The 26,428-nt window shown below is 60.5% G+C and carries 20 protein-coding genes; 9 read left to right on the plus strand and 11 right to left on the minus strand.

The annotated features are described in order from the left end of the window. The first annotated feature begins 49 nt into the window (after positions 1-49). From JMJ95_RS04825 to JMJ95_RS04835, 3 genes are all read left to right on the plus strand, one after another. The gene (locus JMJ95_RS04825) at positions 50-571 is read left to right on the plus strand and encodes a hypothetical protein (protein WP_290683199.1); all 522 of its coding nucleotides are present in this window, start codon (positions 50-52) and stop codon (positions 569-571) included. A gap of 352 nt (positions 572-923) precedes the next feature. Next, positions 924-1,064: a hypothetical protein gene (locus tag JMJ95_RS04830; protein WP_290683201.1), complete on the plus strand. Its 141-nt coding sequence runs from the start codon at positions 924-926 to the stop codon at positions 1,062-1,064. Positions 1,065-1,264: 200 nt separating this feature from the next. Then, on the plus strand, positions 1,265-2,563 hold the full coding sequence (locus JMJ95_RS04835) for a YiiX/YebB-like N1pC/P60 family cysteine hydrolase (RefSeq protein WP_290683203.1): 1,299 nt from the start codon (positions 1,265-1,267) through the stop codon (positions 2,561-2,563). A 359-nt stretch (positions 2,564-2,922) separates the two neighbouring features. On the opposite strand, the gene JMJ95_RS04840 is transcribed toward JMJ95_RS04835, so the two are convergent. The 4 genes from JMJ95_RS04840 to JMJ95_RS04855 form a co-directional block, all read right to left on the minus strand. After that, positions 2,923-3,903 (minus strand): patatin-like phospholipase family protein, encoded by a 981-nt coding sequence (locus JMJ95_RS04840; protein WP_367153756.1) that lies wholly within the window; start codon positions 3,901-3,903, stop codon positions 2,923-2,925. A 311-nt stretch (positions 3,904-4,214) separates the two neighbouring features. Then, a complete protein-coding gene (cls, locus tag JMJ95_RS04845) occupies positions 4,215-5,660 on the minus strand; it encodes a cardiolipin synthase (RefSeq protein WP_290683205.1) in 1,446 nt (481 codons plus the stop codon). Then, a complete protein-coding gene (locus JMJ95_RS04850) occupies positions 5,657-6,418 on the minus strand; it encodes an endonuclease/exonuclease/phosphatase family protein (RefSeq protein ID WP_290683207.1) in 762 nt (253 codons plus the stop codon). Before JMJ95_RS04850 ends, cls begins: the two co-directional genes overlap by 4 nt. Positions 6,419-6,496: 78 nt before the next feature. After that, positions 6,497-7,186: a class I SAM-dependent methyltransferase gene (locus JMJ95_RS04855; RefSeq protein ID WP_290683209.1), complete on the minus strand. Its 690-nt coding sequence runs from the start codon at positions 7,184-7,186 to the stop codon at positions 6,497-6,499. A gap of 215 nt (positions 7,187-7,401) precedes the next feature. On the opposite strand from JMJ95_RS04855, the gene JMJ95_RS04860 reads away from it, so the two are divergent. Continuing rightward, positions 7,402-8,793, plus strand: coding sequence for a tryptophanase (locus tag JMJ95_RS04860; RefSeq protein ID WP_290683210.1), 1,392 nt, complete (start codon positions 7,402-7,404; stop codon positions 8,791-8,793). A gap of 75 nt (positions 8,794-8,868) precedes the next feature. Here JMJ95_RS04860 and prxU read toward each other — a convergent pair whose 3' ends face one another. Beyond that, complete coding sequence (gene prxU / locus JMJ95_RS04865) at positions 8,869-9,588, minus strand: thioredoxin-dependent peroxiredoxin (protein WP_290683212.1); 720 nt, start codon at positions 9,586-9,588, stop codon at positions 8,869-8,871. A 239-nt stretch (positions 9,589-9,827) separates the two neighbouring features. Here prxU and JMJ95_RS04870 point away from each other — a divergent pair, with 239 nt between their 5' ends. After that, a complete protein-coding gene (locus tag JMJ95_RS04870) occupies positions 9,828-11,798 on the plus strand; it encodes a cation:proton antiporter (RefSeq protein ID WP_290683214.1) in 1,971 nt (656 codons plus the stop codon). A gap of 157 nt (positions 11,799-11,955) precedes the next feature. Beyond that, positions 11,956-13,341, plus strand: a complete 1,386-nt coding sequence (locus JMJ95_RS04875) for a DUF3754 domain-containing protein (protein ID WP_290683216.1) — start codon at positions 11,956-11,958, stop codon at positions 13,339-13,341. Positions 13,342-13,405: 64 nt separating this feature from the next. Here the strand turns inward: JMJ95_RS04875 and JMJ95_RS04880 are convergent, their stop codons facing one another. The 5 genes from JMJ95_RS04880 to JMJ95_RS04900 all read right to left on the minus strand — a co-directional run bounded on the left by JMJ95_RS04880 (position 13,406) and on the right by JMJ95_RS04900 (position 19,808). Then, positions 13,406-14,557: a YidE/YbjL duplication gene (locus JMJ95_RS04880; protein WP_290683218.1), complete on the minus strand. Its 1,152-nt coding sequence runs from the start codon at positions 14,555-14,557 to the stop codon at positions 13,406-13,408. 36 nt (positions 14,558-14,593) lie between these two features. Beyond that, on the minus strand, positions 14,594-14,977 hold the full coding sequence (locus JMJ95_RS04885; protein WP_290683220.1) for a hypothetical protein: 384 nt from the start codon (positions 14,975-14,977) through the stop codon (positions 14,594-14,596). A gap of 128 nt (positions 14,978-15,105) precedes the next feature. Further along, positions 15,106-16,716 carry a hypothetical protein gene (locus tag JMJ95_RS04890; RefSeq protein WP_290683221.1) on the minus strand — a complete coding sequence of 537 codons (1,611 nt, stop codon included), beginning with the start codon at positions 16,714-16,716 and terminating at the stop codon, positions 15,106-15,108. Positions 16,717-16,734: 18 nt separating this feature from the next. Next, positions 16,735-17,868, minus strand: coding sequence for a tetratricopeptide repeat protein (locus JMJ95_RS04895; RefSeq protein ID WP_290683223.1), 1,134 nt, complete (start codon positions 17,866-17,868; stop codon positions 16,735-16,737). A gap of 23 nt (positions 17,869-17,891) precedes the next feature. Next, on the minus strand, positions 17,892-19,808 hold the full coding sequence (locus JMJ95_RS04900; protein WP_290683225.1) for a molybdopterin-dependent oxidoreductase: 1,917 nt from the start codon (positions 19,806-19,808) through the stop codon (positions 17,892-17,894). Positions 19,809-20,042: 234 nt separating this feature from the next. On the opposite strand from JMJ95_RS04900, the gene JMJ95_RS04905 reads away from it, so the two are divergent. Next, on the plus strand, positions 20,043-21,350 hold the full coding sequence (locus JMJ95_RS04905; RefSeq protein WP_290683227.1) for an MFS transporter: 1,308 nt from the start codon (positions 20,043-20,045) through the stop codon (positions 21,348-21,350). 10 nt (positions 21,351-21,360) lie between these two features. On the opposite strand, the gene JMJ95_RS04910 is transcribed toward JMJ95_RS04905, so the two are convergent. Then, positions 21,361-24,153, minus strand: coding sequence for a choice-of-anchor Q domain-containing protein (locus JMJ95_RS04910; protein ID WP_290683229.1), 2,793 nt, complete (start codon positions 24,151-24,153; stop codon positions 21,361-21,363). A gap of 506 nt (positions 24,154-24,659) precedes the next feature. On the opposite strand from JMJ95_RS04910, the gene JMJ95_RS04915 reads away from it, so the two are divergent. Beyond that, complete coding sequence (locus JMJ95_RS04915; protein WP_290683231.1) at positions 24,660-25,475, plus strand: ZIP family metal transporter; 816 nt, start codon at positions 24,660-24,662, stop codon at positions 25,473-25,475. A gap of 688 nt (positions 25,476-26,163) precedes the next feature. Beyond that, positions 26,164-26,385, plus strand: coding sequence for a hypothetical protein (locus JMJ95_RS04920; protein ID WP_290683233.1), 222 nt, complete (start codon positions 26,164-26,166; stop codon positions 26,383-26,385). Positions 26,386-26,428: the final 43 nt, after the last annotated feature.

Consider the following 26,428-nt stretch of genomic DNA (forward strand, 5'->3'; position numbering starts at 1 on the left):
CGGGGAGAGTATCCTTTGTTCATCACAAGCTGAAAGGCGGGATTGAACGATGAAGAAAATGTATGGAACGATAGCGGTGGTTGTGGGTGCTACAGTGCTTCTTACGGTCGGCAGCGCTCTTGCCTGGGGAGGATGGGGTGGCAGGCAGGCAGGCGGACAGGGCATGATGAACTGGCAGAACGCCCAGGCCTGGTGCCGGGAAGCCCCCGGACAGGGAAGTATAAACCCCGGGATGGCGGGCCCCATGGGGAACAGCCGGATGATGGGAGGCAGGGGAAATTTCGGGAACAATTGCCCAGCAGCCGATCGGCAGATGATGGGCTGGAGGGGGAATTTCGGCAACAGCGACCGTATGGGCATGTGGACCTCGGTGGAAATTCCCCAGGAGATCCGGGACAAGCAGACCGAAATGGCGAAACTCTCTCTCGAGATGCGGAACGAAATGAGCAAAAGGCCCATCGACAGGACTAAGATCGAGGAACTGTACAAAAAAAGCGTGGAGCTCCGGAACGAACTTTCCGGCTGGAGGATGCAGCAGAACCTGGACATGGTCGAAAAGCTGCAGAAGTAAAACGGCCGTTCGGGAATACAACAGCATCCGGAGAGGGCGAAGATATTAGTCTTCGCCCTCTTTCCCGTAAACAATATGACGAAAAGCAGCGTAAGAAAGGGGACATGAACTATAACAGGAAATCTTTTTATCTCTGTTTTCCTGGTCCCTTTGGATCAGTCCATCTGGTACCTGAGATCCGAAAGGAGAAACGGATAATGGAATCAGTTCCCCTTTCATTTGACTCCCCTGTCTGCGGCATGAGGAATGCCCGTCATGACACCGGAAGAACACCTTTATTCTTGTCTTAGCCGGCCTGTCCCTCTTTACCGGAATCGCCGTCAGCTCCATCTCTTTGTCCGGTGGCTCCGGCATGACCCGGAAGGAAGTCCTGACGCATTTCGAAAAGTTCCGGGGGACGATTCTCGACCCGGCAGTAGCCGATATCCTGATATCCATGGCCGGAAAGGTGGAAGAAGGGGACAGCCTCTTCGGCCTCGCTGACAATTCCTGAGCCCGCCTCTCCCTGGCGCCGGACGGAACGATCCGGGAAACAGAAGCCCTCTTCCTCTGCCTGCGGATTAGGGGGCTCTGGCGGCGATGGACTGCCAAAGGCAAATACGGTATACTTCTTCCGGGTATTCCTGTATCCCGGCCCGAAAGCGACGTCATTCGCTATTGAACGCCGGGCGGAATTCCAGCGGAGGAAAGCCCATGAAAAGAAGGTTCCTTCTGCACCTTTTCCTTGTTCTGCTTCTCTCGTCAGCCGCCGCCGGCAACGACATTTTCCTTCCTTCCCATGCTCCAGGCAGCGGAGACGCTCTCTTTGACTTTCTCCTTTCCGTAACGAACCCCGATTCGCTCGAACTCCGCATGGATGAACCGCCGGACGGCGATGGCCGTATCCGGCACGCATCCTTTGTCATCCGGGGGGCGTGTTTTGGAGGACTCCGGGTGGAAAAAATCGCCGCCGAATTTTTCTTCCTCGAATTGAATGCTCCCCACGAGTGGCGTAACGGCCGGCGCCATTCCCTCAGGGTGAACGGGGTTCTCCGGACAAATGCGGAAGTGGCGTTTCTCGACAAGGATATCAACGCCGCCCTCGGGACCTTTCCGGCCAGCAGGGGCAGCATTTCCATTCAATTCACCCCTGGGTCCGTCAGGGTGCTGGGACTCTACGGAACGGAACAGGGCCGCTTCCGGGTTGAAATGGCGTCACCCCTTGCCGTGGAGGACGGCAGCGAGATCGTGCTGGAAAAGCCCGGGATCAGGGTCAACGGTCACGACCGGACGGACGCCTTCAGGAAGGAGATCGCCGGGCTGAACCCCCTGCTCGATTTGCGGAACTTTCCCCTTCCCGCAGCCCGATGGATCCTCCGGGCGGACAACGGGGTTCTGACCCTTTCGACGCCGGTTCCGCCGAAGGCCGCGGAGGGGATGACCCTGCGCTACGAGAGAGGTGTGTTTTCCCTTCCGGCGCCCCAACCCTTCAAATTCTCGCCGGAACAGTTTCAGAACGGCGATATCATCTTCGTGAACGGCAAGTCCTGGAGGAGCAAGGCCCTTCTCTTCTTCTTCAAAAGCCCCGCCGATTATTTCCACAGCGGCATGGTGAGATGGTCGGGAGGCGTTCCGTATGTTGTCCATGCCTCCCCTGAATCGGACTGGGTGGAGATGGAGCCCCTCGCTGAATTTCTTTCGCCCTTCGAGATAGAAAGAGCGGCGGTCTACCGGCTGAAAGGAAAAAAGAAGGATGCCGGACGGGCCAGCGGTGAAGCCTTGGAATTTTTTCTCGAGAAAAGGTCCTTCGACGGCAGTTTCGACAAACACGACGAAGAGGCGCTCTACTGCACCGAACTCATCTGGAAGGCCTGCGAAAAGGCCGGCATCGACCTGTTCGGTGAGGGGATGTCTTCGTACTTTACCCCCGTCCCCTTCTACGGGAACGTGCTCTTCCCTTCCGACCTTGCCGGGAGTCCCCTCCTGGAAAAAGTGATGACCCTGGAGGATTAGCGTTCATAGGGTTAGTCTTCGCCCTTTTCAGCTTCGCGCTCCTTTCTTTCTCCGCACCGAAGTGCAGGCAGAAGGGAAGAAGAGAGTGTAGTATGCGCCTGCGGATTTAGGTTCGGCGGGTTTCCTTGATTTTTCCACCAGGCCCTGATCCGGGTGCTGTGCTTTAATGTCCCTGTAAAGGGGTCCCCTTACGGACTCGATATCCTCCGTAAACATCCCGGGACCCAGAAGACGAGCACGGCCAAAACAACTGAGAAAAAGTTGATCAGGAACCGCTGGAACCAGGGACCTTTCGGTTTTGCCGCCATGGTCGTCCCTTTCCCTTTTGCCTGTTCCGTCCCTTCTCTTCCGCCGCAGCTTCAGTGCCCGGAAGCACCGCCCCTTCCATGCTCCGGGAGAGTCCCCCCGGCAAGGGCCTCTTTCGCCGAACGGTAGCCCTCGGCGATCATCTCTTCGGCGAGGTAAAACTCGAGAAAGCGGACATTCCCCACCGACGGACGGATCAGCAGGTCCGGCCGGTCGATTTCGAGCCGGGCTAACGCGATCTGCTCTTCCATGATGCGAAGCGAACTGCCGAGCACGTCGAAAATTCCCGGCGTAGGATCCCGGGACATCCATTCCTTCACCGGCCCGAGAAAACCGGCATCGAATCCCTTCGTTTTCCTCTCGAGCCAGGCGAAAATTTCCCCAGCGACTATTCCGTTCCGCCCCGGTCTGCCTTCGGGGAGCACTCCCTCCGGGAGCCCGTCCTGCTGGTCTTCCTTCACCCGGCCGTTGTTCAGGTCCACCGCGATGACCACATCCGCCCCCAAAGCCCGGCAGACGCTGACCGGCACCGGATCCACCAGCCCGCCGTCCACCAGGAAGCTCCCGTTCCGCCGTGCAGGGGTGAATATCCCGGGAACGGAGATGCTGGCCCGTATGGCGGAGACGAGGTCTCCGTCAACGATGACCACTTCCTTCCCGGTCATCACGTCCGTCGCTGCGGAGGCGAACCGCACCGGAAGGACGTCCATATCCAGGGAGCCCACGATTTCCGTAAGGAAGTCCGTCACCTTCGTGCCCTCGATAAGCCCCGAGCGGGGGAAGGAGACCTCCAGGAAGTATCCGGCGGCTTTTTTCCAGTCGAGGCCGAGGGCGATCTCCGTCAGTTCCTCAAGCTTACCGGCGGCATATATGCCGCCCACCAGGGCCCCGATGCTCGTGCCGGCCACCATGGAGGGACGGATCCCCGCTTCCTCGAAGGCGCGCAAAACGCCTATGTGGGCCATGCCCCTGGCTGCGCCGCTGCCAAGGGCAAGGCCGATTTTCCTCTCTCGGGAACTGTTTCCTGTCAGGATGGATCCCTCCTCTTGCGCCCAGCACCCCCGTCTCCGGGGGCATTCCGGGCTTCGTTTCCGCTTGCCGTTCTTTCCTCAGGGGCCGACCTTCCGGTAGCGCAGGAGCCGCAGGGTTTCCCAGAAGCGCTCCGACCCCCCCCGCTATCGCCGGAGCTGATGACGGAAAACAGCCCGCTGCTCACCATGGAGGCGCGCCGAAGACTGTTTTGCTGCCCTCCACCGTCCTCAGGGAGTGTTCCTCGAAGGTCCCGGCGAGGTTGTCCGTCTGGAAAAAAACGTTTTTTGGGGATCCTCGCCCTGTCCGCCTCTTCCTAGAGAAGGGGGCTGAAGAGCTTGGTCACCCCGTGAACCACCCGCAGGGCCCGGGGACGGTTGCTCCATTCTTCCGCGGTAAGACGCCGCGATTCCGCGATGTAACGTTCCTGGGCCATCCGGATGGCCGATGTCTCCTCCGTTCCGTAGAGCACGAGGTTCAGCTCGAAGTTGAGGGCGAAGGAGCGGATGTCGAAATTGCTCGTCCCCATGAAGGCGAGGCTGTGGTCCACGGTCATGGTCTTTGAGTGGAGAATGTTTTCCTGGAAGAGGTAGATTTCCACGCCCATGTCCAGGAGCACGTCAAAATAGGCCTTGGCAGCACTACCGACGACGAACTGGTCGCTCCGCTCCGGGATGACGAGCTGGATTCTCACGTCGCCGAGGGAGGCGGTTTCCAGGGCGTGGATCAGCTCGTCGTCGGGGATGAGATAGGGGGTCGTGATGACCACCCGTTTTTTCGCCCCGTGGAGAGCAGCCACCACGAGGCGCTGGTAGTTCTGCCACGGGTAGGACGGACCGCTGGGCACCGCCTGGACGATCGCCTGCCCCGTCCGTTCAGGCCTTGGGAAGACCCGTTCCGTGGGAAGGAGTTCCCGGGTTTCCACGTACCAGTCCTCCAAGAAGACACCCTGGAGCTGGAGGACCACCGGCCCGGTGAGGCGGAGGGTGAGATCCTTCCACAGCCTTCCTCCCGCCTTGCCGCCGTAGGAGGGCTCCGTGACGTTGTGGGATCCCGTGTAGCCGATGCGGCCGTCGATTACGGCGATCTTCCGGTGGTTCCTCAGGTCGTACCGGGCCGTTGTGGCCGTCCTGCGGAACAACCCCTGGGGAAGGGCCTTCTCCACCCGCACACCGGCGGACCGGAGGCGGGAAGCGTCCTTCTTCAGGAAGGCCTTCGCCCCCAGGGCGTCCACAAGGAGCCTGCACTCCACCCCCCTGGCCGACGCTCCTTCAAGGGAGGCGAAGAGGCGCTCCGTCATGGAATCCAGGGCGAAGATATAGTACAGCAGGTGCACCGATTCCCTCGCTTCGTCGATGTCGGCGCAGAGACTTTTCAGGAAGTCCTCTTCCCTGTCGATGAGCAGGAACGAGTTGCCCGTGGTGATGTACATGTCCCCCAGTTTTTTCCCCAGAGCCCCGAACCGGACAAGCTCTTCGGGCAGCCAGTGGGATTCGTCATCGAGAATTCTGCGGAAGGTGGCCTTGTCGGCGGCGAGGGTGCGGAGCAGGACCTCGTGCCGCTTGATCCTCTCCCGGGGAAGCGCCGTCGAGCCGAATGCCGCATAGAGAAGAAAGCCCGGCCACGGCCAGAAGTAGATGGCGAGAAGCCACGACATGGCCGTGTTGGGGCTGTGGCGCTGGGGGATGTAGCAGAGCGTGATAATACGGATGGCGATGGAGGAAAGTTCGTAAAAGGAGTAAAAGGACACTCCAGCCGTCATGAGGCCAGCGCCTCCCGGTCCTGCCTCTCCGCGGTGAAGTCGCAGACCAGGGGCAGGTGGTCGGAATATCTGACCCGGGGCACCCGGAAGCTCTTCATCTCAATGCCTTCGCTGTACAGCACGAAATCGAGGGCCAGGGAGGGCAGTCTGCTGGGGTAGGTTGGAATATTCCCGTCATTGGCGTTCCGGAACAGCCCCTTTCTGAAGAGGGGCCGGAGCTCTTTCTCCCCGGCGTACATGTTGCCGTCCCCGGCGAGGATGACGGGCTTCTTCGCCTGGCGGCACCGGTCGGCCACCTCGCCGATCTGGATTTTCCGCGCGCCGTAGCCCAGGGAGAGATGGGTCAGGAACAGGGTGAAATCCCGGAATTCTACCTCGAGGAGCGTCCGCTTGACGCCCCGGCTCAGGTAGTGCTCCCGGGACGAGAGAATGGGCAGGATTGTCACCACGGCGTTCCCCTGGGACTTCAACAGGGGTGCCCTGGAGATTATGGATTCGTGGTGGTACTTGCAGGCAAAGACGGAATCGGCGTTCAGCCGGGCCGCCATGAGTTCGGCCTGGCACTCCCCGTTCTGCCGGTAGGAGCCCGAGTCGGTCTCCACGAGCCCCACGAGATCAGGCTTCAGCTTCGAGATAAAATCGGAAATCCGTCGGAACCTTCCCTCGGTCTTCCGGAGACAGCCGGAAAAGGGGAAGGGAAAATGATAGCCCCATCCCGTTCCGGTGCCGTAGCGGATGTTGTACAGTACAAGTCGCATGCAGATCCTCCGGGTAAAGACATAATCAGCCATTATACAGCAAAAGGGACGCCTTGCATCGGTTTTTCGGCCTGTTTTTCAGGCGACCGGCCCCTGAACAGGGATCTCCAGCCTCCGCTCCACCACGTAGAACAGCTTCCGGGGCAGGTCCCCTTCCTCGAATTCCTCAACTTCCTCCAGGGAAAAACCGGTGGCGAGCAGGGCCACTGTCTGCCGGTCAAAAAAACGGACGGCGTACCCGTCAAGCTCCCGGATATCCTCCCCTCTGCCGGTGCCCTTTTTCCAGTGGACATCTCCCTTGTGCCTCACCGTGTAGATGTTCAGTCCCCGAGGGACGAGAACCCTCCGGATTTCCGAGGAGAGAAACAGCAGCTCCTTCAGCGTCAGGGCCATGCAGAACAGCATGTGGGAATAGCATCCGTCGAAGGAGCCGTCCCCGAAGGGGAGAGGTTTCCGCACATCCGCCTCCGCGGTGCAAATCCGCGAGGCCGTTCCCCGGGCCGCAGCTTCCTCAGAAAGAGTTTTCAGGGCCGCGGCGGAATAGTCCGCCGCCGTCACGAAAAATCCCCGACGGGCGAAAAAGAGGGTATCCCTTCCCTGGCCGCACCCCAGGTCGAGGATCCGCTCCGCGCCGTCCTTCCGGAAGGCCTCCGCCGCCCAACGGGCCGGGATGCTCTCCTCCGGGCCGAAAAATTCCCTGTCCCCCGCATAGGACCGCTCCCAGAGCTCCTTCTGGTCATCAAACGATTCCGGCTTCACTGTCGTCATCCCCTTCCTCCTCCGTCATGCGCCGGGGAGCAATCGTCTTCCCCCCGGCATGGGCTTCCGGCTTCCGAAACCTGGGCCTTTATATCACAGATCACCCCATAAGAAAAATTTTTCACGATTCCTGATAAAAAAATGGCACAAAGGGCGGAAAGTGCGATAGAATATTGGAAGAATCCTGACCTTTTCCCCCAATACCGAAAGGAGGAGTGTGCCCCATGGTCACCAGAGTTCCCCCCGAGCCCTTCCGCATCAAGATGGTGGAGCCCGTCCACGTCCCCGATCAGCAGGAAAGGGAACGGGCGCTGGAAGCAGGACATTTCAACATGTTCGGCCTGAGGTCCGCGGACGTGTACATCGACCTTCTCACCGATTCGGGCACCGGCGCCATGAGTAAGCAGCAGTGGGCCGCCATCATGATGGGCGACGAGGCCTACGCCGGAGCGGACAGCTTCTATAGCCTGAAGAAGGCAGTGAAGGATGTACTGGGATTCGACTACACCATTCCCGTCCACCAGGGCCGGGCCGCCGAGAACGTGGTCTTCGGTTCCCTCCTGAAGGAAGGGGACGTGATCCCCTTCAACATGCCCTTCGACACCACCAGGGGGCACATCTTCAATGCGAAGGCCTCCTCCGTGGACTGCGTCATCGACGAAGCTTTCGACCGGGAAAATCCGCACCCCTTCAAGGGCAACGTGGATATCGCCAAGCTTGAAAAGGCCCTCGCAGACAACGAGGGGCGGGTGCCCTTCATCATGGTCACTATCACCAACAACTCCGGTGGAGGCCAGCCCGTGAGCCTGAAAAACCTCCGGGACGTGTCCGCCGTGGCCAAAAAACACGGCATTCCCCTGATCCTCGACGCCGCCCGCATGGCGGAGAACGCATGGTTCATCAAGAACCGGGAGGAAGGATGCCGGGACATGACCGTAGCGGAAATACTGAAGGCCACCATGGACACCGCCGACGCCATCACCGTGTCCTGCAAGAAGGACCCCCTGGTGAACATCGGCGGCCTCGTGGCGTGCCGCACGGAGGAAATGTACTACCGGGTCGTCCCGCGGGTCATCCTCTTCGAGGGGTTCGCCACCTACGGCGGCCTCGCCGGCCGGGATCTCGAAGCCCTGGCCGTGGGACTCCGGGAAATGGTGAACGAACAGCACCTCACCCACCGCATCGCCCAGGTCCGCTATCTCGGCGAACTGCTCTCCGAGGGCGGAGTGCCCTGCATCCAGCCCATCGGCGGCCATGCCGTCTTCATCGATGCCGGGGCCTTCCTTCCCCACATCCCCCAAGGGGCCTACCCGGCCGACGTGCTCTCCGTCGAGATCTACCGGGAAGGGGCCGTCCGGGGCATCGGCCTCGGCGCCCTGGCCTTCGAGAACGTGGACGAGAAGACGGGAGAGCGCACCTTCCCGAAGCTGGAGCTCTACCGACTGGCCATCAACCGCCGAACCTACACCAACAGCCACATGGAGTACGTGGCGGAGACCGTCGTCAACGTCTACAGGCGCCGCGATACCATCCGCTACGGCCTGGAGGTCACCTACGAGCCCCCGGTGAAGGGGCTGAAGCACTTCCTTGCCCATCTCAAGCCGAAGAACCTGTAAAACGTACCGAAGGCAGGCCATGAGAAAGCCGCCCCGTTTCCGGGGCGGCTTTCGTCTTTCTTTATGACGGAACGGCTATTTCTTTCCGTAGACGTCCTTGGGGTTCCACGCTTTCCAGACGTTGGCCACAAGATCCGGGCCGGGGTTCAGCACCTTGCCGCCGGGAGTCCAGCCGGAGGGGGTGACTTCCTTGCCGCTCGTTTCCCGGACGAGCTGGAAGGCCTGGACCTGGCGGAGGGTTTCGTCCACATTCCTGCCAACGGGAGGAGTAAGCACTTCCATGGCCTGGATGACGCCGTCCGGGTCGATGATAAAACGGCCCCGGAAATCCACGCCCTGGGCGGGGCTGTAAACGCCGTAGACGGTCCCGATGGCGCCGCCGCCGTCGGAGGCCATGTGGAAGGGCACACCGCCGTCCACCATCTTCGAGAGTTCCGTGTCGTTCCACACCTTGTGGACGAACTGGCTGTCAACGCTCATAGAGATGACTTCAACCCCGAGAGCCTGAAATTCCGCATAACGGTCGGCGACCGCCGACACTTCGGAGGCTCAGACGAAGGTGAAATCACCGGGATAGAAGCAGAGAACAACCCATTTCCCTGCGAAATCGGAGAGTTTCACGGTGGTGAACTTGCCCTTGTAATACGCCGGAGCTGTAAAGTCCGGCGCCTTCATGTCGACGGTGACACCCATTCGAACAACCTCCTTCTTTACCTCCGCGGCAGGCGCGGTTTCGAAACTTGGTCCTTCAACGGTGGACGCGGGAACGGCACATGATACTTTTTCTTCAGCCATGGAACTTCCTCCTTTCAAGATACCCTGAAAAAGACAACGCAGACAGAAAAACATGGAATTCTTCAGTCTATAACCTAAGCATTGACTACAGTCATTTTAATTTTTATTATATGGTAATCAATTTAATTGTCAAGGACTTTTGTGTCTTTTTGTTGCCGTCTTCCCCGGTGGGAGGGCCGATTTTGCACTTTCCGCCGGAACATGTGAAAATAAGCCATCGTCAGGAAAGGGTTGAGTTTATGGGCATTGCCGCAGACCTCATCATCGTCGTCCTCGCCGGCCTTCTCGGCGGTCTTGCCGCCAGGAGGCTGAACCAGCCGCTCATCCTCGGATATATCCTCGCCGGAATCGTGGTCGGCCCCTATACAGGGGGGATCACGCTGAGCGATGTGGACCAGGTTGAGAACCTTGCCGAGATAGGCGTGGCCCTTCTTCTTTTTTCCCTCGGCCTCGAGTTTTCTCTCAGGAGCATCCTTCCCATCAGAGCGGTGGCCCTGGGCGGGACGGGAATCCAGATAGTCTTCACAGTGGCCCTTGGCTGGGGCATCGGGCGGTTCATGGGGTGGGGGACCGTTCCGTCCCTCTGGTTTTCCGCAGCCGTCGTCTCTTCAAGTACTGCGGTCATCCTGAAGACCCTCGCGTCCAGGGGACAGCTCGGAACCCTTTCGAGCCGGGTGATGCTCGGTATGTCCATCGTCCAGGACATTCTCGTCATCCCTCTCATGGTGCTTCTTTCGAACCTCGATTCCACGGGCTTTTCCGCTTCGGGCATCCTGCTCCCGGTGGTGAAGGTCGTGCTTTTCGTGGCCGCCATGTTCTACATCGGGGCCCGGTATATCCCCCTGGTGCTGAAGGCGGTGGCGAAATGGGAGTCCCGGGAGCTCTTCCTGCTCACGGTCACCGCTATCGGCCTCGGCATCGGCTACCTGACCTACCTGTTCGACCTGTCCTTCGCCTTCGGGGCCTTCATGGCGGGTCTCGTGCTGAGCGAATCGGACTACGGCAGAAGGGCTCTCAGCGACCTTATTCCCGTGAGGGACATTTTCGGGCTCCTCTTTTTCGTCACCATCGGCATGCTTCTCGATCCCTTCTTCCTCGCCTCAAGGTTCGGCACGGTCCTCGGGCTGTTTGCCGCGACCGTCTTCGGGAAGGGGCTCATCCTGGCGGCGGTGACCAGGATCTTCGGCTACGGCAGGGTCATTCCCCTGGCGGTGTTCTTCGGCATGATACCCGTGTCCGAAATCGCCTTCATAGTGCTCCAGGAGGCTCTCGACTCGGGGGCCGTCGGCCGGGAAATGTACGCCCTCACGCTGAACACCGTGATCGTCTCCATGATCCTCGGGCCGCTGATCTCAGGCCTGACCGCCCCTATCTATTCCTTCACGCTGAAGCTCGGGAAGCCCTCCGCCGTTCGCTCGGTGAACCTCCCCGAAGCAGGACTCAAGGATCACGTGGTCCTCGCCGGGGGAGGAACCTTCGCCCGCCGGATGGCGGAAATCCTGACGGGCCTGGGGATAGCCCACGTGATCGTGGAGCCCCTCCATGAGAGCTTCCTGAAAGGAAAGGCCGCCGGGCTCACCATGATCCTCGGCAATCCCGCCCAGGACGTCGTTCTGGAGGCGGCATCCCCCGAGGCTGCCCGCCTCTGTGTGGTCACCGCCCAGGATCCTCCTGACGCCATGGATATCATCCGGGCCCTGCGCCGGCGGACCAGGGAGGGAAAGATCCTTGCCCTTTCGGTGAGCGATGAGCACATCCCCTTCCTGGAAGAAAACGCCGTCAGGGAAATCATCCGGCCCGAGGTGGAGGCAGGCCTGGAAATGGCCCGCCAGGTTCTTCTGTACCTGGATTTTCCTGCGACGGCGGTCTGGAACGAACTGAATGCCATTCGCCGGGCACTCTACGGGCCCCTCTACACCGCATTGCCGGAATACGAGGCTTCCACCAGGCTGCGGGACGCCGCCGGCCTCATGAACATGGAGTGGGTCTTTCTTCACGAGGGAACGCCCCTGGCGGGGAAAACCCTGGCCGAATCGGGCATCAGGCAGGTCTTCGGCGTGTCCGTGGTGGCGGTGGGGCGGGACGGTCATGTGATTACAGGCCCGGAAGGGTCGTTCCGCCTGGAGGCGGGCGACTACCTGGGCATCGTGGGTGACCCGGAGCGGAACGCGAAATTTCTCCTCTCCCAGAAGCCGGGCACGGAAAAATGACGGACCCCGGAGAATTCCGTCCCAGGTCATTTTCTTCCCGTGATATACTCTAAAGGCGATTTTTTGGAAAATACTTTTTCTTCCGGCGGACTTTTATTTCCCTTCCCGGAGACAGAACCGCTTCGGAAAGGCGTCCTGTTGAAAGGGAGGGCTGAAGATGGTGGAGAACAACGCTTTGGAAAAATTCATACCTCTGCGCACCGCTGATATCGTGGAGGCACTGTGCAGCGAAAAGACCCTTTCGGATGAGAAGAGCGAAAAATTCCGCAGGGTCGCCGGGCTGCTGCAGGCCATTTACCACTACGAGTTTCACGGAACCCTGATGCAGGCCAAGGACGCCTACCACCCTTTCAATCCCGACGCGGACACCCTGAAGCTTTGCGGGCCGGACGAAGATTACTCCGCCCGGTTCGACTCCATGGTGGATGCCCTCGAACGGCTTCTCGAGGCGGCGAACTACAGGGAGCTTTCCCTGGACGAACTGAACGAAATCATGACGGAAGCCGCTCCCAAGGGACTGAACATCGAAGTCAACAGGGAGAAGTACGAGAAGATCCTCATCTACCGACGGGGCAGAAAGAGCGTGGTCAAATCCCCCGACCCGACGGCGTGGTGGAACAGGTTCAGAAAGAAGAAACCTGAGCCCGAAACGGAGGAGATGCTCCAGCGGCTTCTCATCCTCATAAGACTGAAAAGCGGGGAGGACGTGGAGGCCTTTTACGACTACTATACGGAGACGGCTGGAGAAACGGGCCGGGAGAAGAATCGCCGCCTTCTCGGCGAAGCCGCTCTGGGGGGCCGGCAGAGCCCCCCGTCGGAAAGGGGCTCCAAAGTGCCCACGATTTTCCTGAAGGTTTTCAAGAACGTTCCCGTCTCCACCCTGGAGACCCTCTTCCCGGACGTGACTATCCGCATGACCCTCGTGGACAAGGGACTCATACTCCTTCCCCTCATCGGCGGTCTCTTCAGCGTGGTGAACAGGGTCATTCCGGCTCTGGTGGTGGTGGGCACGGTCCTTATGGCCCTGCTCCTGGGCCGGACGATCAACTGGAGCGATTTCCGGGACAAGCTCTTCCCCATCCTGGCCGCCTTCTCGGTTGTCGGCATGATCGCCTTCAAGGTATTCGCCACGTACAAGAACACCAAGGAAAAGCACCAGGCCCGGCTCATGAAGACCCTGTACTTCCACAACCTGGACAACAACGCCGGGGTATTCGACTTCCTGGTGAACGAGGCCGAGGAAGAAGAGTGCAAGGAAACCATCCTGGCGTACTACTTCCTCCTGGCGGAGCGGAATGCGTCGGGGCAGCCCTTTACCATGGAGGAACTGGACGACCGCATCGAGGAATGGATGCAGGAAAAGTTCGGCATCGTCATGGACTTCGAGGTGAAGGACGCCGTCCGGAAACTGGAGGAGAAGGGAATTCTCGAGCAGAAGGACGGACGGTATTCCGTCCCCTCCATCCGGAAAACCCTTGAGACTCTGGACGCCCTGTGGGACGATTTCTTCCCCTACAACAACGAGGCTTCGGCGGGGTCCTGACAAAACAGCCGCAAAAAACGGCCCCTCTCCGGGCAGGCCGGTGAGAGGCCGTTCATGTAAGAACTCAATGGAAGAAGGAATGAAGCATGGTGGTAAAGAGCACCATGCAGACGATGGCCACGGGGTAGGCGCCGCCGTAGCCGGCGCTCACCTCTTCGGTGCCCGTGGCGTCGATGGCCGCCCCGAGGCCGGGCGTGCTGGTCATGGCTCCGCATATCGCCCCGGCGAGAATGATCCAGTTGATCTTCCAGAGGTAGTGCCCCAGGAAAAACCCCGTCATTTCTGCCGCGAGGGCCGCGCAGACGCCCACCGCCATGAGAAGGACCCCGTGCTCCAGGAAGGCCTTCACCACTCCGCCCCCGGCGTTCAGGCCCACGATGGCGAGAAAGAACCCGAGGGAGATGCTGCGGATGGCTGAGAGAACCTTCTTGTCCATTCTCATGGGGAAGGGGCCGATGCGCTCGAAGCTCCCCGCCCCGAGGGCAAAGATGAGCGCTCCCCCCGTGGTGCCGAGGGCGACGGATCCAAGGCCGCCCAGGGGGACGGAGACCCTGCCGAGAACCGTTCCCCCGAGGATGCAGAAAACGAAGGAGAGCAGGGAAAAGGAGGGGGATTCGGGCCGCCTGTCCTCCACAGCGGGAGAAACGGTCTTCTTTTCAGCGGCGAGCTTTTCTTTCTCCTTCGCCACGTCGATCCCAAAGATGGCCGGGATGAGCTGGACGAAGAGCACAACCGCCATGACACCGAAGGGATAGGCCACGGAATAGCCTACGGTGACGTCGGGGTTCCCCCCCGTGGCCTCCAGGGCGGCTCCGAGACCGGGAGAGCTGGTCAGGGCGCCGGTGTAGGTTCCGGCGATCATGTGGGGGGATGCCTCGCCGGCGAAAAGGATGCCCATGAGCAGCGTCGCCAGGGCGCCCATGCCGGTCACCGCCACGGAGAGGAGGATGAACCTGAAGCCGTAGCGCTTCACCACCCGGGCGGTGTCCTCGGCGGCGAGGAGCCCCACGGCCACTACGAAGAACATGAGGTTCCAGGTGAAATAGTCGTTTGGAACGGTGTACCCCCACGCCCCCAAAAAGAGCCCCACGAACAGGGCACCGGAGATGCCGAGGTTGATGCCCCGGACGGAGATTTTCCCCACGAAAATGCCGAGGGTCACGGTGAGACTCATGAGAAACAGGTGGTTCTTCAACAGGGAATCAAAAAAGTCCACGAAAATCCATCTCCTTGCTCCGGTGGGAATCGCATACTATTCTACTTCATTTTTTACCTTCCAGTCACCGAAAAGTGAGGAGAAAAAACAATCCTGCCCGTCGATGCACGCCCGGCCGGTGTCGATGAAACCCCAGTCGTGGTCGCCCTTCAGGGGCAGGAACGACTTCGGTTTCCGGGCGGCCTCGAAGAGGATGGTTTCATGCTCCCCCCTGGACGATTTCGTCATCCGGGCTTGCGGCCGCGAGCACCGGGGGGAGGAGATATTCTTCATCCTGCCGGGGATGTTGAAGGCGTCCTCCACCATGAGCCTCACCGGAAGGAAAAAGTAGTGGTGCCTTCCCGCGTCGGCGAGGGAGGTGAAGGTGGGTTCGAGAATCAGGTCCGCAGGCCGGAATCGCTTCGCTGTCTGCGCCGCCACGGCCCCCGAGGGACCTGCCGAATATCGCGATCTCGCCGGCGAAGACATAGCCCCCACTTTCCAGGCAGACATACCCGGCGGCACGGTACGCCGGAAACCTCATGCGCATTTCTTCCCCTTCCCCGGACTTACCGGGCTGACCACTCTCCGCTGAGGATGACGAACTTGCTGCCTCCCCACCATTTTCCTGAAAAAGCCCCCTTGTGGAATGATCCGCTGAGATTACCGGACACTCTTTCGTTTATGTCGTACTTCTCTCCTTCGTCCAACATGTATCCTGCGGCAGTTCCCGCCCAATTCATAGAAAGGGTCCCCTTCCGGGGGTCATAGGTCCCGCTTCCGCCGGCCGAAATTTTCACGTTCTGTCCGTTTGCCGTGTACTGCCCGGAGATGACGGCCCGGGCTGACTGTCCGGAAACGGTAAGGGTGATCGTTCCGTTCCCGATGTTGGTCACGGCTCCCCTGTACGTTCCGTCGGCGACTTTCTCCGTGCTGTGTACCGACAGTGCGGTAAGGGAACCGAGAGACGCGCCTCCTCCTGAAAAAGACACCGCTATGCCTTTCGCGTCGCCCATGGCGAAGGCGGTCACCGACACGGAGGCACCCGGTGCGAGGGTTCCCGGCGAGGGTGGGCTTCCCCACCCCACGCCTCCGTCCAGGGATTGATTCAGCGGGGCGAGGGACACCGAAAAGCCGGGAATGGCTTTCCCGGAGACGTTCGTCACGGTAATATCAAAAGAAGTGCTCTCTTTGTCCATCAGCCGGGGGGTCACCGTCCAGCGGACCGGAACCTCGGGAGCGGTCGGCTCGTGTTTCAGGGGAGCTGGTGCGGGCTGGGGTTTGGGCTCTGGCGGCTGTACCGCCGGCTTGGGAGGCTCCACAGGCTTCCGGCTCGCCGGATCTATCTGCTGGGGGTAATCCTCCGGCATGTCGGGAGCGGGAAGAGCTGCAGACGTTTTCTCTTCCGCAGGCTTCTCTTCCTTTTTTTCCGCCTGGTCCTTTTCCTTCGCCTTCCGCTCCTCTTCGAGGCGAGCCACCCGTGCAATTTCCTTGTCCCGGGCTATCTCGGCGGCCACCTCGGCCTCGATCCGGATTTCCCGTTCGAGGACCGCCATGGTCCTGTCCTTTCCCTCCAGGCCGTAGGCGTCGCAGAGGCTCTCGAACCTTCCCTTGGCGAGGATCATGTCCACCGCCACGTCCTCCGCCTCGGCCCTGTCGGCGGCAAATCCGTTCTTGATGAGGTAGGTCTCGAGATACCGGTATTCCGCAGCCATAACGGCCTGGAAGAATTCATCCCTTTTCGCCTGGGCCCGGTCCTTCGGCCATTTGTCCACGGGGCCGACCACTTCCAGCATCCGGTTGTAGATCCGTTCGAAGTTCTTCTGCCCCACCCAGTTCGCCGCCGCGTCGCCCGCCATCTTCCCGATCTTCCCGAGAGCGACGAACTGTCCCACTATCGGGGCGGATGCCCCGAGCATTTTGCCGGCGGTGAACTCCCCCACTTTGTTCATGGCTTCTCCATGCTTGCCCTCAAGGACCAGCTTTCCTATGGAGACGAGATCCGAGGCGTCGGCGGCGTACCCCAAGGCCGCCGGGGAACTTCCGGTGAGTCCCATGATAAAGTCGTTGGCCGCCTGAACGGGGTCGGGAGAAGGCTGTTCCGGAAGCGCCCCGGCACAGGCCGGAAAAAGCAGAAGCGCCGCAGCGCACAGCAGGGTCGCGAAGTGTCTCTTTTTCATTACGGCCTCCTTTTTGTGCTACTGTATCCCCGAAGCGACGGCCTCCAGCCGGTCCGCCTTTTCGGGGTCGATTTTTCTCAGGATTTCCGTTTCCCTGCGCAGGCTGTCCTTCTTTCCCATTCCCGCAAAAGCGACTCCCCTCCCGTAGTGGGCGTCGGCGTACCCGGGGGCCAGCCGAAGGGCTTCGGAGAAGGATTTTTCGGCCTCGGAATATTTCTTCTCGCCGATAAGGCAGAAACCCAGGTTCAAATGGGCCATGGCGAATTCCGGCGCCAGGCGGACCGCCTCCAGGGCAGCTTTTTTGGCCTCCGGTACCCTGTTCAGTCCAAGATAGACCCTGGCCAGGTTGCTGTGGGCATAGGGATATTCGGGAGCCTGTTCCACCGCCTTTTCGAAGGCCTCCGCCGCCTCCTCCTGCCGGTTCAGGCTGAAAAGGGACACCCCCAGGTTGTACCACGCCAGCGGGTAGACCGGGCGGAGCTTCACGGCCCGCCGGAAGGCCGCGGCGGCCTTTTCCTGGTCCTGAAGCCCAACGTGGCAGATGCCTTCTGAATAATGAATTTCTGGAATGTCCTGCCGGATCTCCCGGGCCCGCTCGAACAGGGGGAGAGCGTCCCCGTACTGCTTCAGCGAGGCGTAGACCACACCGAGCTTCAGCAAGGGTTCCACCGAACGGGGGGACAAATCCGCAGCCCGCTTCAGGGATTCGATTGCACGGTCGTTTTTTCCGAGGACGGCATAAAGATCTCCGAGGTTGTAGTGGGGCACCCAGTATTTCCCGTCTGTTTCAGCGGCTTTCCGGAAGGCCGCCTCGGCTTCGTCGAACTGCTTCAGCTCCTTGCAGGCGACGCCGAGGCCGTTCCAGGCGGGGGCGTACGACGGTCTCAGCTCCGTGGTCCTCTTATAGGATACGTATGCCTCCCCGAACCGCTTCAGGCCGGACAGGGCAACCCCAAGGTTGAAATGGGCCTCCGGGTAATCCTCCTTCAGTGAAATCGCCCGGCGCAGCGCGACGACGGCCCGTTCATAGTCGCCCGCTCCGGCGGCCTTCATCCCGGCCTTGAAAAAGTCCTCCGGACCCGCTCCCCATGCAGCTGCCGAGAAGGCCAGTACAGCCACAAGGGCATAGAGAGGTATCGCTCGTTTTCCCATGAGATCAGCTCCTTTCCTGTTCTTCATTTCCGGGGTATGTCCTTTTCCGCGCGCTCCTCCTTCCCCTGCCCGATTTCGATCCAGCTCTCGGCGAAGGGCGCACCCCACCCCGGGCTGATCAGGGGATCGGTGAGCAGGTTCACGCCCTTCGTACCCTGGGGAAGGATACAGTATCCCTCGCCCAGGGAAGGGTCTTCCGCCACCCGGACGGCCAGGCTGCCTCCCCTGACGTTCCGTGCCTGGACTTTGTCGCCGTCCTTCACTCCCTGTCTCCGGGCGTCGGCGGGGTTCAGCGAGAGGCTGGGAAGACCGCCCGCACAGGGGGCATCCCAGCTCTGGCCATTGATGTATTCCTTCCTGTGGACCGTCACCAGCCGGAGGTATCCTTCCGGTCCCCTGGACATTACGGGAACCTCCGTGGGCAGCAGGGCCTTTCGTCCCCCGTCCAGCCGATAGGGCGGCTCGTTCCAGCGGTATACTCCATCGCCGACGGATTCGAGCAGGGGCGATGCCAGGAGGTCCCTGTCCATTTCCTTCTTCATGGCAACCAGGTCGCAGGAAAGGCCGAGCTTTTCCGCAAGACGGGTATAGATTTCCGTCTCGTCCAGGGTTCCGGGACGGGGAGGAAGGACCCGTTCGCTGCGGACGAGGTAGCTGTGCCAGTAGGAGCCCTTCCAGTCCCCCTCCTCCTCGAGGAAGATAGTGATGGGCAGCACCAGGTCCGAGGCCTTCGCCGTGTCGGAGAGGATGAAATCGGCGCAGACAGTGAAGGGAATTTTTTCGTAGGCCCTGCGGACCAGGTCCGAAGCTGGGTTCTGTCGCAGCGGGTCGGCTGCGGACACCACGAGAACCTCCACGGGCGGCTCGAGGCCGTCAAGCTCCAGGGGCCACCCCGAGACGGAGAGGGTCCTGGTCCGGGAAGGAGCGGGTTTGAGCCGTTCCGGAAAAAGGATCATCTCATCCTTGCTGAAGGCGACTCCCGCCCCCTTGTCCGCGAAGGCCCCCAGGAGCACAGCGAGGGCGCCGATCCACCGGAACTGGGCGTCGCCGTGGAGGTACCGCTGGGCTCCGAAAGCAGGGTACTGGGTGACGGGGGAATAACGGAGAAGCCAGGAGTACACATCCTCAGCCCCGTCTGCGGTCAATCCCGCCGCAGAGAGAAGGGCGCCGCAATCCAGTGATTTTACCGCCGCCGTGAACTCCGCAGAGTTGGCGGTGCGGTCCTGCCGGCCGAGGGCCGATTTTCCCTCGTCCATGAGCCTCCGGCAGATCCAGGCCGCCAGGGCCCAGTCGCCGCCGGGATCAAGCCGCCACCACCGGTCGGCGAAGCGGGTAGTGGGGGTACTCCGGATTTCGAGGACCGCCACTTCCCCGCCCCTGCCCCGTACCCCTTTCAGCACTGGGGCCACGTGGGCGTGGGTTTCCAGGGCGTTTCGTCCCCAGAACAGCACCCCCCGGGAATGGTCCGCCGTCTCCTCGGGCCGGACGACGGGCACTTCGCCGAAGGTTTCCTTCAGGCCCAGGCTTCCCGCTGACGAGCAGAGGTTCCCCTTTTTCGCGGTGTATCCTCCGAGGGCGGCGAAGACGTGGGGTAGCAGCTTTTTCGAGAAGTAGAGGGACCCGGCGCTGGAGAGGTACATCACCGACAGGGGGCCGTGCCGTTCCACCCCCTCCCGGATCTTCCCCGCCCAGAGGTCCAGGGCATCCTCCCACGAGACGGGAACGAGATTTCCTCCCTTCCGGGCAAGGGGGGAAGAGAGTCGGGCCGGACTCGTAGCCCGGGACGCCCACCGCACCCCCTTCTCGCAGAGGAAGGTGGAATAGGGAAGGGCGGGGTTCGGTTCCAGGGTCACGGCGTTCCCGTCGAAGCGTCCGCGCATGGCGCATCCGTCGGGGCAGTCGTAGGGGCAGGCAGAGGTCTTCCAGGCCGGGGTGTTCATTTTTCTCCTCCTCGGTTCGGTTTGCATCAATAGTACCATTCCGCTCTCCCGGAGGGGATAGTCTTTTTTCCGATCTTTCTAAATCCGCAGGCAGCGGGAAGCGTCACCGGGCATGGGGTGACACCCTCTGCCTGGAAAAACTGCGGATGTAGGGCCTTTCCACCCTCTTCTGAACCGACCCGTCCTGTGCTATGCTGTTCACTGAATTGACTGGAGCAAAGGAGAAAATTTCCCGTGTCATTATCTAAAAGCACCGTCCGAGGCCTGGTTTCCGATTCGTCTTTCCCCCTCTTTCTCCTCCTGGTGGGCTCGTTCTTCCTGACCATTTTCTTCCGCATTTCCGCCTCCGTGGTGCTGCCCCTGGAAGGCGAGCGGCTCGGCATGAGCGCGGCGATGATCGGTTTCATCTCAAGCCTCCACTTCTACGCCTACGCTTTTCTGCAGCCTGTCTCGGGCATTCTCCACGACCGGTACGGCCCGGTGAGGGTGGTTATCACCGGGCTGCTCCTCACGGCTGGTTCATGCCTTCTGCTCACCTTCGTGAGGACCCCCTTCACCCTGGGGGCATGGCGGCTTCTCTCGGGATTCGGTGTCGCCCCCATGTATTCCGCCGTGCTCGTCTTCCAGGCCTTCGCCTTCCCGCCCGAGCGCTACTGCTTTTACGCGGCCATCAACATGGGACTGTCCAGCCTCGGGGCCATCGTGTCCGTGGCTCCCCTGGGCTTTGCCGTGGACACCTTCGGCATGACGGGCACCTTCGCCCTGCTCTCGGCCATCCCTCTCGTCATGGCCCTGGTCCTTGTCCGCAAGGCCCCTGCCGACCCCATCCGCCTTTCCGCTGCGGGAAAGGAAGCCAGGAGCCTTTTCTCTATCTTTCCCGGCATAGGGAAGGCCATTCTGTTCATAATGAAAAACCGCAGGATCCGGGCTATTCAGATCCTTTGGGCGATCTCCTCGGCCTCTCTGCTCACCTTCCAGGGACTGTGGGGCGTGTCGTGGTTTGCCGCTGCCTTCAATGCCTCCCCTGGGTCGGCCCGGTTCTGGAGTTCCCTGGTCAGCGTGGGGATGATGCTGGGTCCCGTCTCCACCGGCGGCGTGGTGGTCTCCCCCGCCGGACTGCCGGGAATCATACGGAAGGTGAGCGCGGCTAACGCGCTGAGCTGGTTTCTGCTGCTCGCGGCGGTGGGATGGGGAGGAGCGGTGTGGGTGGGCGGCCTTGCGGCCTTCATCGTGGGGATGACCTCGGGGATGAGGGGGGTGTTCTCCCTGGCGGCCATTACCGCCGTTTCCCGCCCGGGAGAGCGGGGGGCCGTCTTTGGCGCCATGAACATGACCGCGGTGCTGTCGGCGGTTGTCTTCCAGTGGGGAACGGGCATCATCATCGACCATTTCCCGGGGGGAACGCCGGGCACGTTCACCTCAGCGGGCTACTTCGCCGGGTTCACCGTGGTGGCCTGCGCCATGGCGGCAAGCCTTCTTGCCCTGCGTCCCCTGGGGAGGGAACCTCTCGCCCCTGACACGGGGGAAGAGGGCAAAGACTGACCCTCTCCCTTCACGGTCCGGCCCGGCGGATCACCCTGCTGCCTTCCTTCCGATTGTACAGGACAGGAGCACAACCGGATCTATCTCCGGTCAGAAGCAGAAGGGGCAGGAGAAGAAGAAAGGCGCAACCGGAGCCGTCTTCGGCAGAACACCCTCGCCTGCCTGCCGAAGACACTCCGCCGTCCTCCTTTTCAGCCGCCGCCACAGGATCCCTGAATTTCCCGTCCCGTTGCCCGTCGAAGATGAGGAAACGGCTGTCACCTTCCCACGACACGGCCTGTACGGACGGCACGCCCTCGGCAGACCCGTCGGCCAGAATAAGCCGCACCACCACCCTGAAAATCCCATCGTCCCGGACCACGGAGAAAAAATCCAGGGGATCGGCGCCGAAGCCGTTTTCCTTCGCGAGGAGACCGAAATCGTACCCTCCTTCAGGAAGGATCTTCACCATGAAGACATGTTCCAGGAACGCCTCCTCGAGGCTCATGGTCTCCTCTCCCTCGGCAATGGCCAGGCGGCATTCTTCGGAGAGGCTTCCCTCCGGGACCGCCATTTCCAGGTCTGCGGGAAGAATCCCCGTCTTCCCCGAAGGCACCGAAGCCTCTATCTCAAAGGAAACGGCGCAGAGCATCCCCCCGGGCCGGGCAGGTCCTAACTCTTCCGGTGAGCACGAGCGCAGGGTGACGGCCGAAATGTCCGCCGACGAAACTCTGAAGAAATCGCCTGGGGCAGTGCCTTCGGACAGCGGAACGTCAATCATGCCGAATAGAAGGGCATCCAGAACGGCACTCTCGTCTCGGATGACGATTCTCCCGGCGGGATTGGGTTCTTCAGGTACGTTCGGCTCTTCCGGTTCATTTGGTTTCCCTGGTTCATCAGGGTCTCCCGGCTGTTCGGGATTTCCAGGGTTTCCGGGGTCTCCGGGATCACCAGGGTCTTCGGGATCTCCGGGGTCTCCGGGATCTCCGGGGTCTCCGGGATCTCCGGGGTCTTCGGGATCGCCAGGCCCGCCGGAGTTCAGCGCCACGAAGGATGCGGCAATGGTCCGGTCCGACGTTACATCCTCAAAGGTGAAGGAGAGAGCAGGTTCTGCAGGCACCCCGTCCACCAGCAGCCCGGAGACGGCATAGCCGCTGTCCGGGGTGACGGTGACCGTGGCGGAACCGCCCCATTGGACTGCCGTCGATGGAGAAACACGTCCTCCCGGGCCCGCCGATGTGGTTATGGTAAAGCTTTTGAGGGCAAAGGCGGCACTCACGGTCCTGTCGCCGACCATGGCCAGTGTCGCCGGACTTTCGGTCCCCGCCAGATCCCCGCCCCACCCGGTGAAGAGGGAGCTTTCCGCCGGATGGGCTGAGAGAGTGACCTCCGTTCCCTCACAATACGATGCAGCCTCGGGGGAAACCGCAACGTTCCCTTCGCCGTTTCCCGAGGTGGAAGACGAAAGGGAATACCACTGGATCTCGCAGGCCCCGATATCCACAGCCTCTCCGCCTGGTCGTTCCATCCCACGCTGGTCCTTGTCCGGAATGGCGAGGACACCTCCGTTGAAGCTGACCTCTCCGGGTCCGACTCCGCCATCAAGGGCGGGACTCCCCTCCCCGGGAGCCATGGTGGGGGTGAAACCGCCATTGTCCGCAGGCTCCCCGAGGAGCGGATCGCCAAAAAGGCTATTCTCCGAGACAATCCCCGTCCCTGTGACGCTTCCGGCCCGGTAAAGGCAGGAAAGGAGTGCGAGGGAGCCTCCCGGCTGTTTCCTGACCTGCACTGAATCGCTGCCGAAGAAAATGCAGTTTGCCGCCGTGACGGAACCGTCGTCAATATACATCCCGCTTCCGGAATTCTTGGCGATGTTTCCAGAAAGAGTCGAGTTCAGCAGCACAAGAGAAGAACCCGATCCCTTCACGTAGAGAGCCCCTCCGTGGCCTTTTCCTACCCCGGCCGCCGACGCTTCATTGCCGCTGAAGGTGCAGTTGACTGCCTCAACGCTACTGGAGGCCGTTGTGTACATACCGCCGCCGTAGCCGGAACTGTCCGCCGAGTAGACACTGTTTCCGATAAAGGTACAGTTTTTCACCGACGGCTCGGAGGCCGCAAAGTTTGCCATCCCTCCGCCGTTTGCCGATCCGGACGGGGCGGAGATGGAATTATTTCGGAAAAGACAGTCTCTCACCTGCGGGCTGGAGGCAACGTTGTACATTCCCGCCCCGCTCCCCGAAGAAGTGATATTTTCCAGAAAGGCACATTTCTCAACTTCCGGACTGGAAGCGGAATTGTACATTCCCCCGCCGCCGGACTTTGCGGCATTCCCCCGAAAAACACAGTTTTCAATGACCGGAGAGGCATTTGTGCAGTACATCCCGCCCCCCATGGCATCTTCACCCTGACCGTCCGCCCTGCCCCCCGAAATAACAAAGCCGTCGAGCACCGCCGTTTCGTCCACCCCGGAAGCATACACCACGTGGTAGGCGTTCAGCCCGACGATGACCGCTTTCCCTTCGGTGTCGGCCTGGTCGTCTCCGAAAAGGTCCCCTGTGAGGACCGTCGGGAATGCCCGGGGGTCCCGGTCCTGCAGCGATGGACTTTCTTGAGCCGGAAAACCGCCGAGGAGCTTCACGCCATTCTTCAGGGCGAAGGTCCGGGACACGCCGTTTACCGCTTCCCCGTCCCTGTCGAAAGCGGGGACATAGACTCCCTCCGCCGCCCGGATCTCGTCTCCCGGCCGGGCGTTCCTCAGAACCGCCGCGAGATCGGGAGACGCGTTTTCCCAGTCCGACCCGTCTCCAGTGCCGTACGGCCTCACATGCCAGACTGCGGCCCGGGCCGGAGCGGTTGAAAACGCAAGGACACAAAGACAGAGGAACAATAGAAGGAAATACCGGAGATGGCGGAAATGAGGACCGGAAGAGGACATTTTGTTCGTGGCTCCCTTCATGGCCTGTTCAGCGCCGGGATGTAAACAGCATTGTAATCTGCATCTTCAAAGGAGTGAAAACAATCGGGTATTTCTACCCATTGGATAATATAGACCCCTTCCCGGCCTGTCAACCTAAGGAAGCTTTGAAAAAAGAATATTTTGTCCTCACGGGACCCGATAGAATCTGTTTTTTTAGCACATTACCCGACATTATTCAGAGGTTCCTTAGGCCTGTGGAACGAGGGTGATTCTTCTCCGGGCGGGGTGTAAAATAAAATCGGATTATCCGGATTTTCTCAAAGGCCTTCCGGGAAAAAGACGGATACGGAAAATCCGTATTTTTTATTATGCGTCTCAATCGGATTATCGGTGAAAGGGAGTGAAAGGCACATATGATCGACTTCTTGCAGCAATATGGTCCAGTCCCGCAGGCTCTTCTGGCGACTCTCTTCACATGGGGCGTAACTGCGGCGGGGGCGGCGCTTGTTTTCTTCACGAAGACGGTCAACCCTAAACTCATGGATTCCATGCTTGGATTCGCCGCCGGCGTCATGATCGCCGCAAGTTTCTGGTCTCTCCTTGCTCCCGGCATAGCAATGGCCGAACAGATGGGTCACGTCCCATGGCTGACGGCCGTGATCGGATTCATGGCCGGCGGAATTTTCATGAGGCTGGTTGACCGTTTGCTGCCCCATCTTCACCTGGGATTAAAGATTGAACAGAGCGAAGGTTTGAAGACCTCCTGGCAGCGGAGCACGCTGCTGGTGCTTGCGATCACGTTGCACAATATCCCGGAAGGTCTTGCTGTGGGTGTCGCTTTCGGGGCCGTGGCGGCAAATATTTCTTCCGCTACGCTCGGAGGCGCCATTGCGTTGGCCCTTGGAATCGGTCTTCAGAATTTTCCTGAAGGAGCCGCAGTCTCATTGCCGTTGCGGAGAGAAGGGATGGGACGGACAAAGAGTTTTTTAATGGGGCAGGCTTCCGGTTTTGTTGAACCCGCCGCCGGGGTATTCGGGGCGTTTTTTGTTCTTCATATGCAGAACATCCTGCCCTATGCCCTTTGTTTCGCTGCCGGGGCAATGATTTTTGTGGTGGTGGAAGAATTGATTCCAGAATCCCAGCGGAAGGAAGAGAATATCAATGTGGTAACCATGGCGACCATGGCGGGTTTTGCGGTGATGATGTTTCTCGATGTCGCGCTGGGCTGACGGAACAAAAGCGGTGGAAATGCTCCTTTGCTCCATCTGTTTTTTCGCGGCCGGTGGCTTGACGTAGCCGCTGTTAGACCGTTTGGCTGAGGGTTTTACGGAAGCGATTCAGCGCCATGGCGAAGCGCGCGGCGCCGGCCGGGATGATCGGCAGTATTGCGACGTTGTTGAGGGACTCCATTAGTGCGTAAAACCAGACCTGCTCCAGGGCGGGATTGAAATATACCGAGGTTGGCGGCTCCACTCCAAAGTAACCCCGAAGGAAGGGCGGAATACGGGAAACGGAAGAGCGTGGCCGAAGCCGGTCTTCGGGGTCATCGAGGAAGTGTTGAAGTTGGGACGGTTTCTCCTTTGCGGGCTGCAGAAAGCGAAGGGTAAAGGGATATTGGCGTGCCTGGCGTATACATTGAAGAAAATGCGCATAACGGAGGACATCGTCCTAAATCCGCACCTCAGCGGGGAGTGTCACCAGTGCTCGCTTGGGCGGGGGGTGCAGATTGTCGTCCTTGACAACTGCCCAAGCGATCAACACGGCTCCCTGCGTTCGCCGGTTGCCTGCTTGTGAAACCGACATCCGTGTCGGTTTCTCGGCCCGGGCGCTGTGCCCGGCGACACTCCCTCTGCCTGAAAAACCTGCGGATTTAGGATCGTAGGAAGGAAAACGCCCCTTCAAGGCGGGAATGCACCCGTGGACGTTGAAAACGACGCTTTTGTATCCCTGAATCCGCAGGTTAGTTCCACAAGAGAAGAGATAGGTCCCGGATGGGGAAAGAAAACGGTTCGCTTCCCCGTTAGAGCGTCTTTCTTCTTCCGTGAGGGGACGAACCTGCGGATTCAGGAAGAAAAAAAGTACCGTCGTCTGAGTCGGCATGATGTAAAAAGGGAGTCACGGGAAGGCCTCCTCCCATAGAGCGGGCAGTACCCGCCTGAAACGACCGGTTCCTGTAGACGGG

This window comes from Aminivibrio sp., from assembly GCF_016756745.1.
Taxonomy (GTDB): domain Bacteria; phylum Synergistota; class Synergistia; order Synergistales; family Aminobacteriaceae; genus Aminivibrio.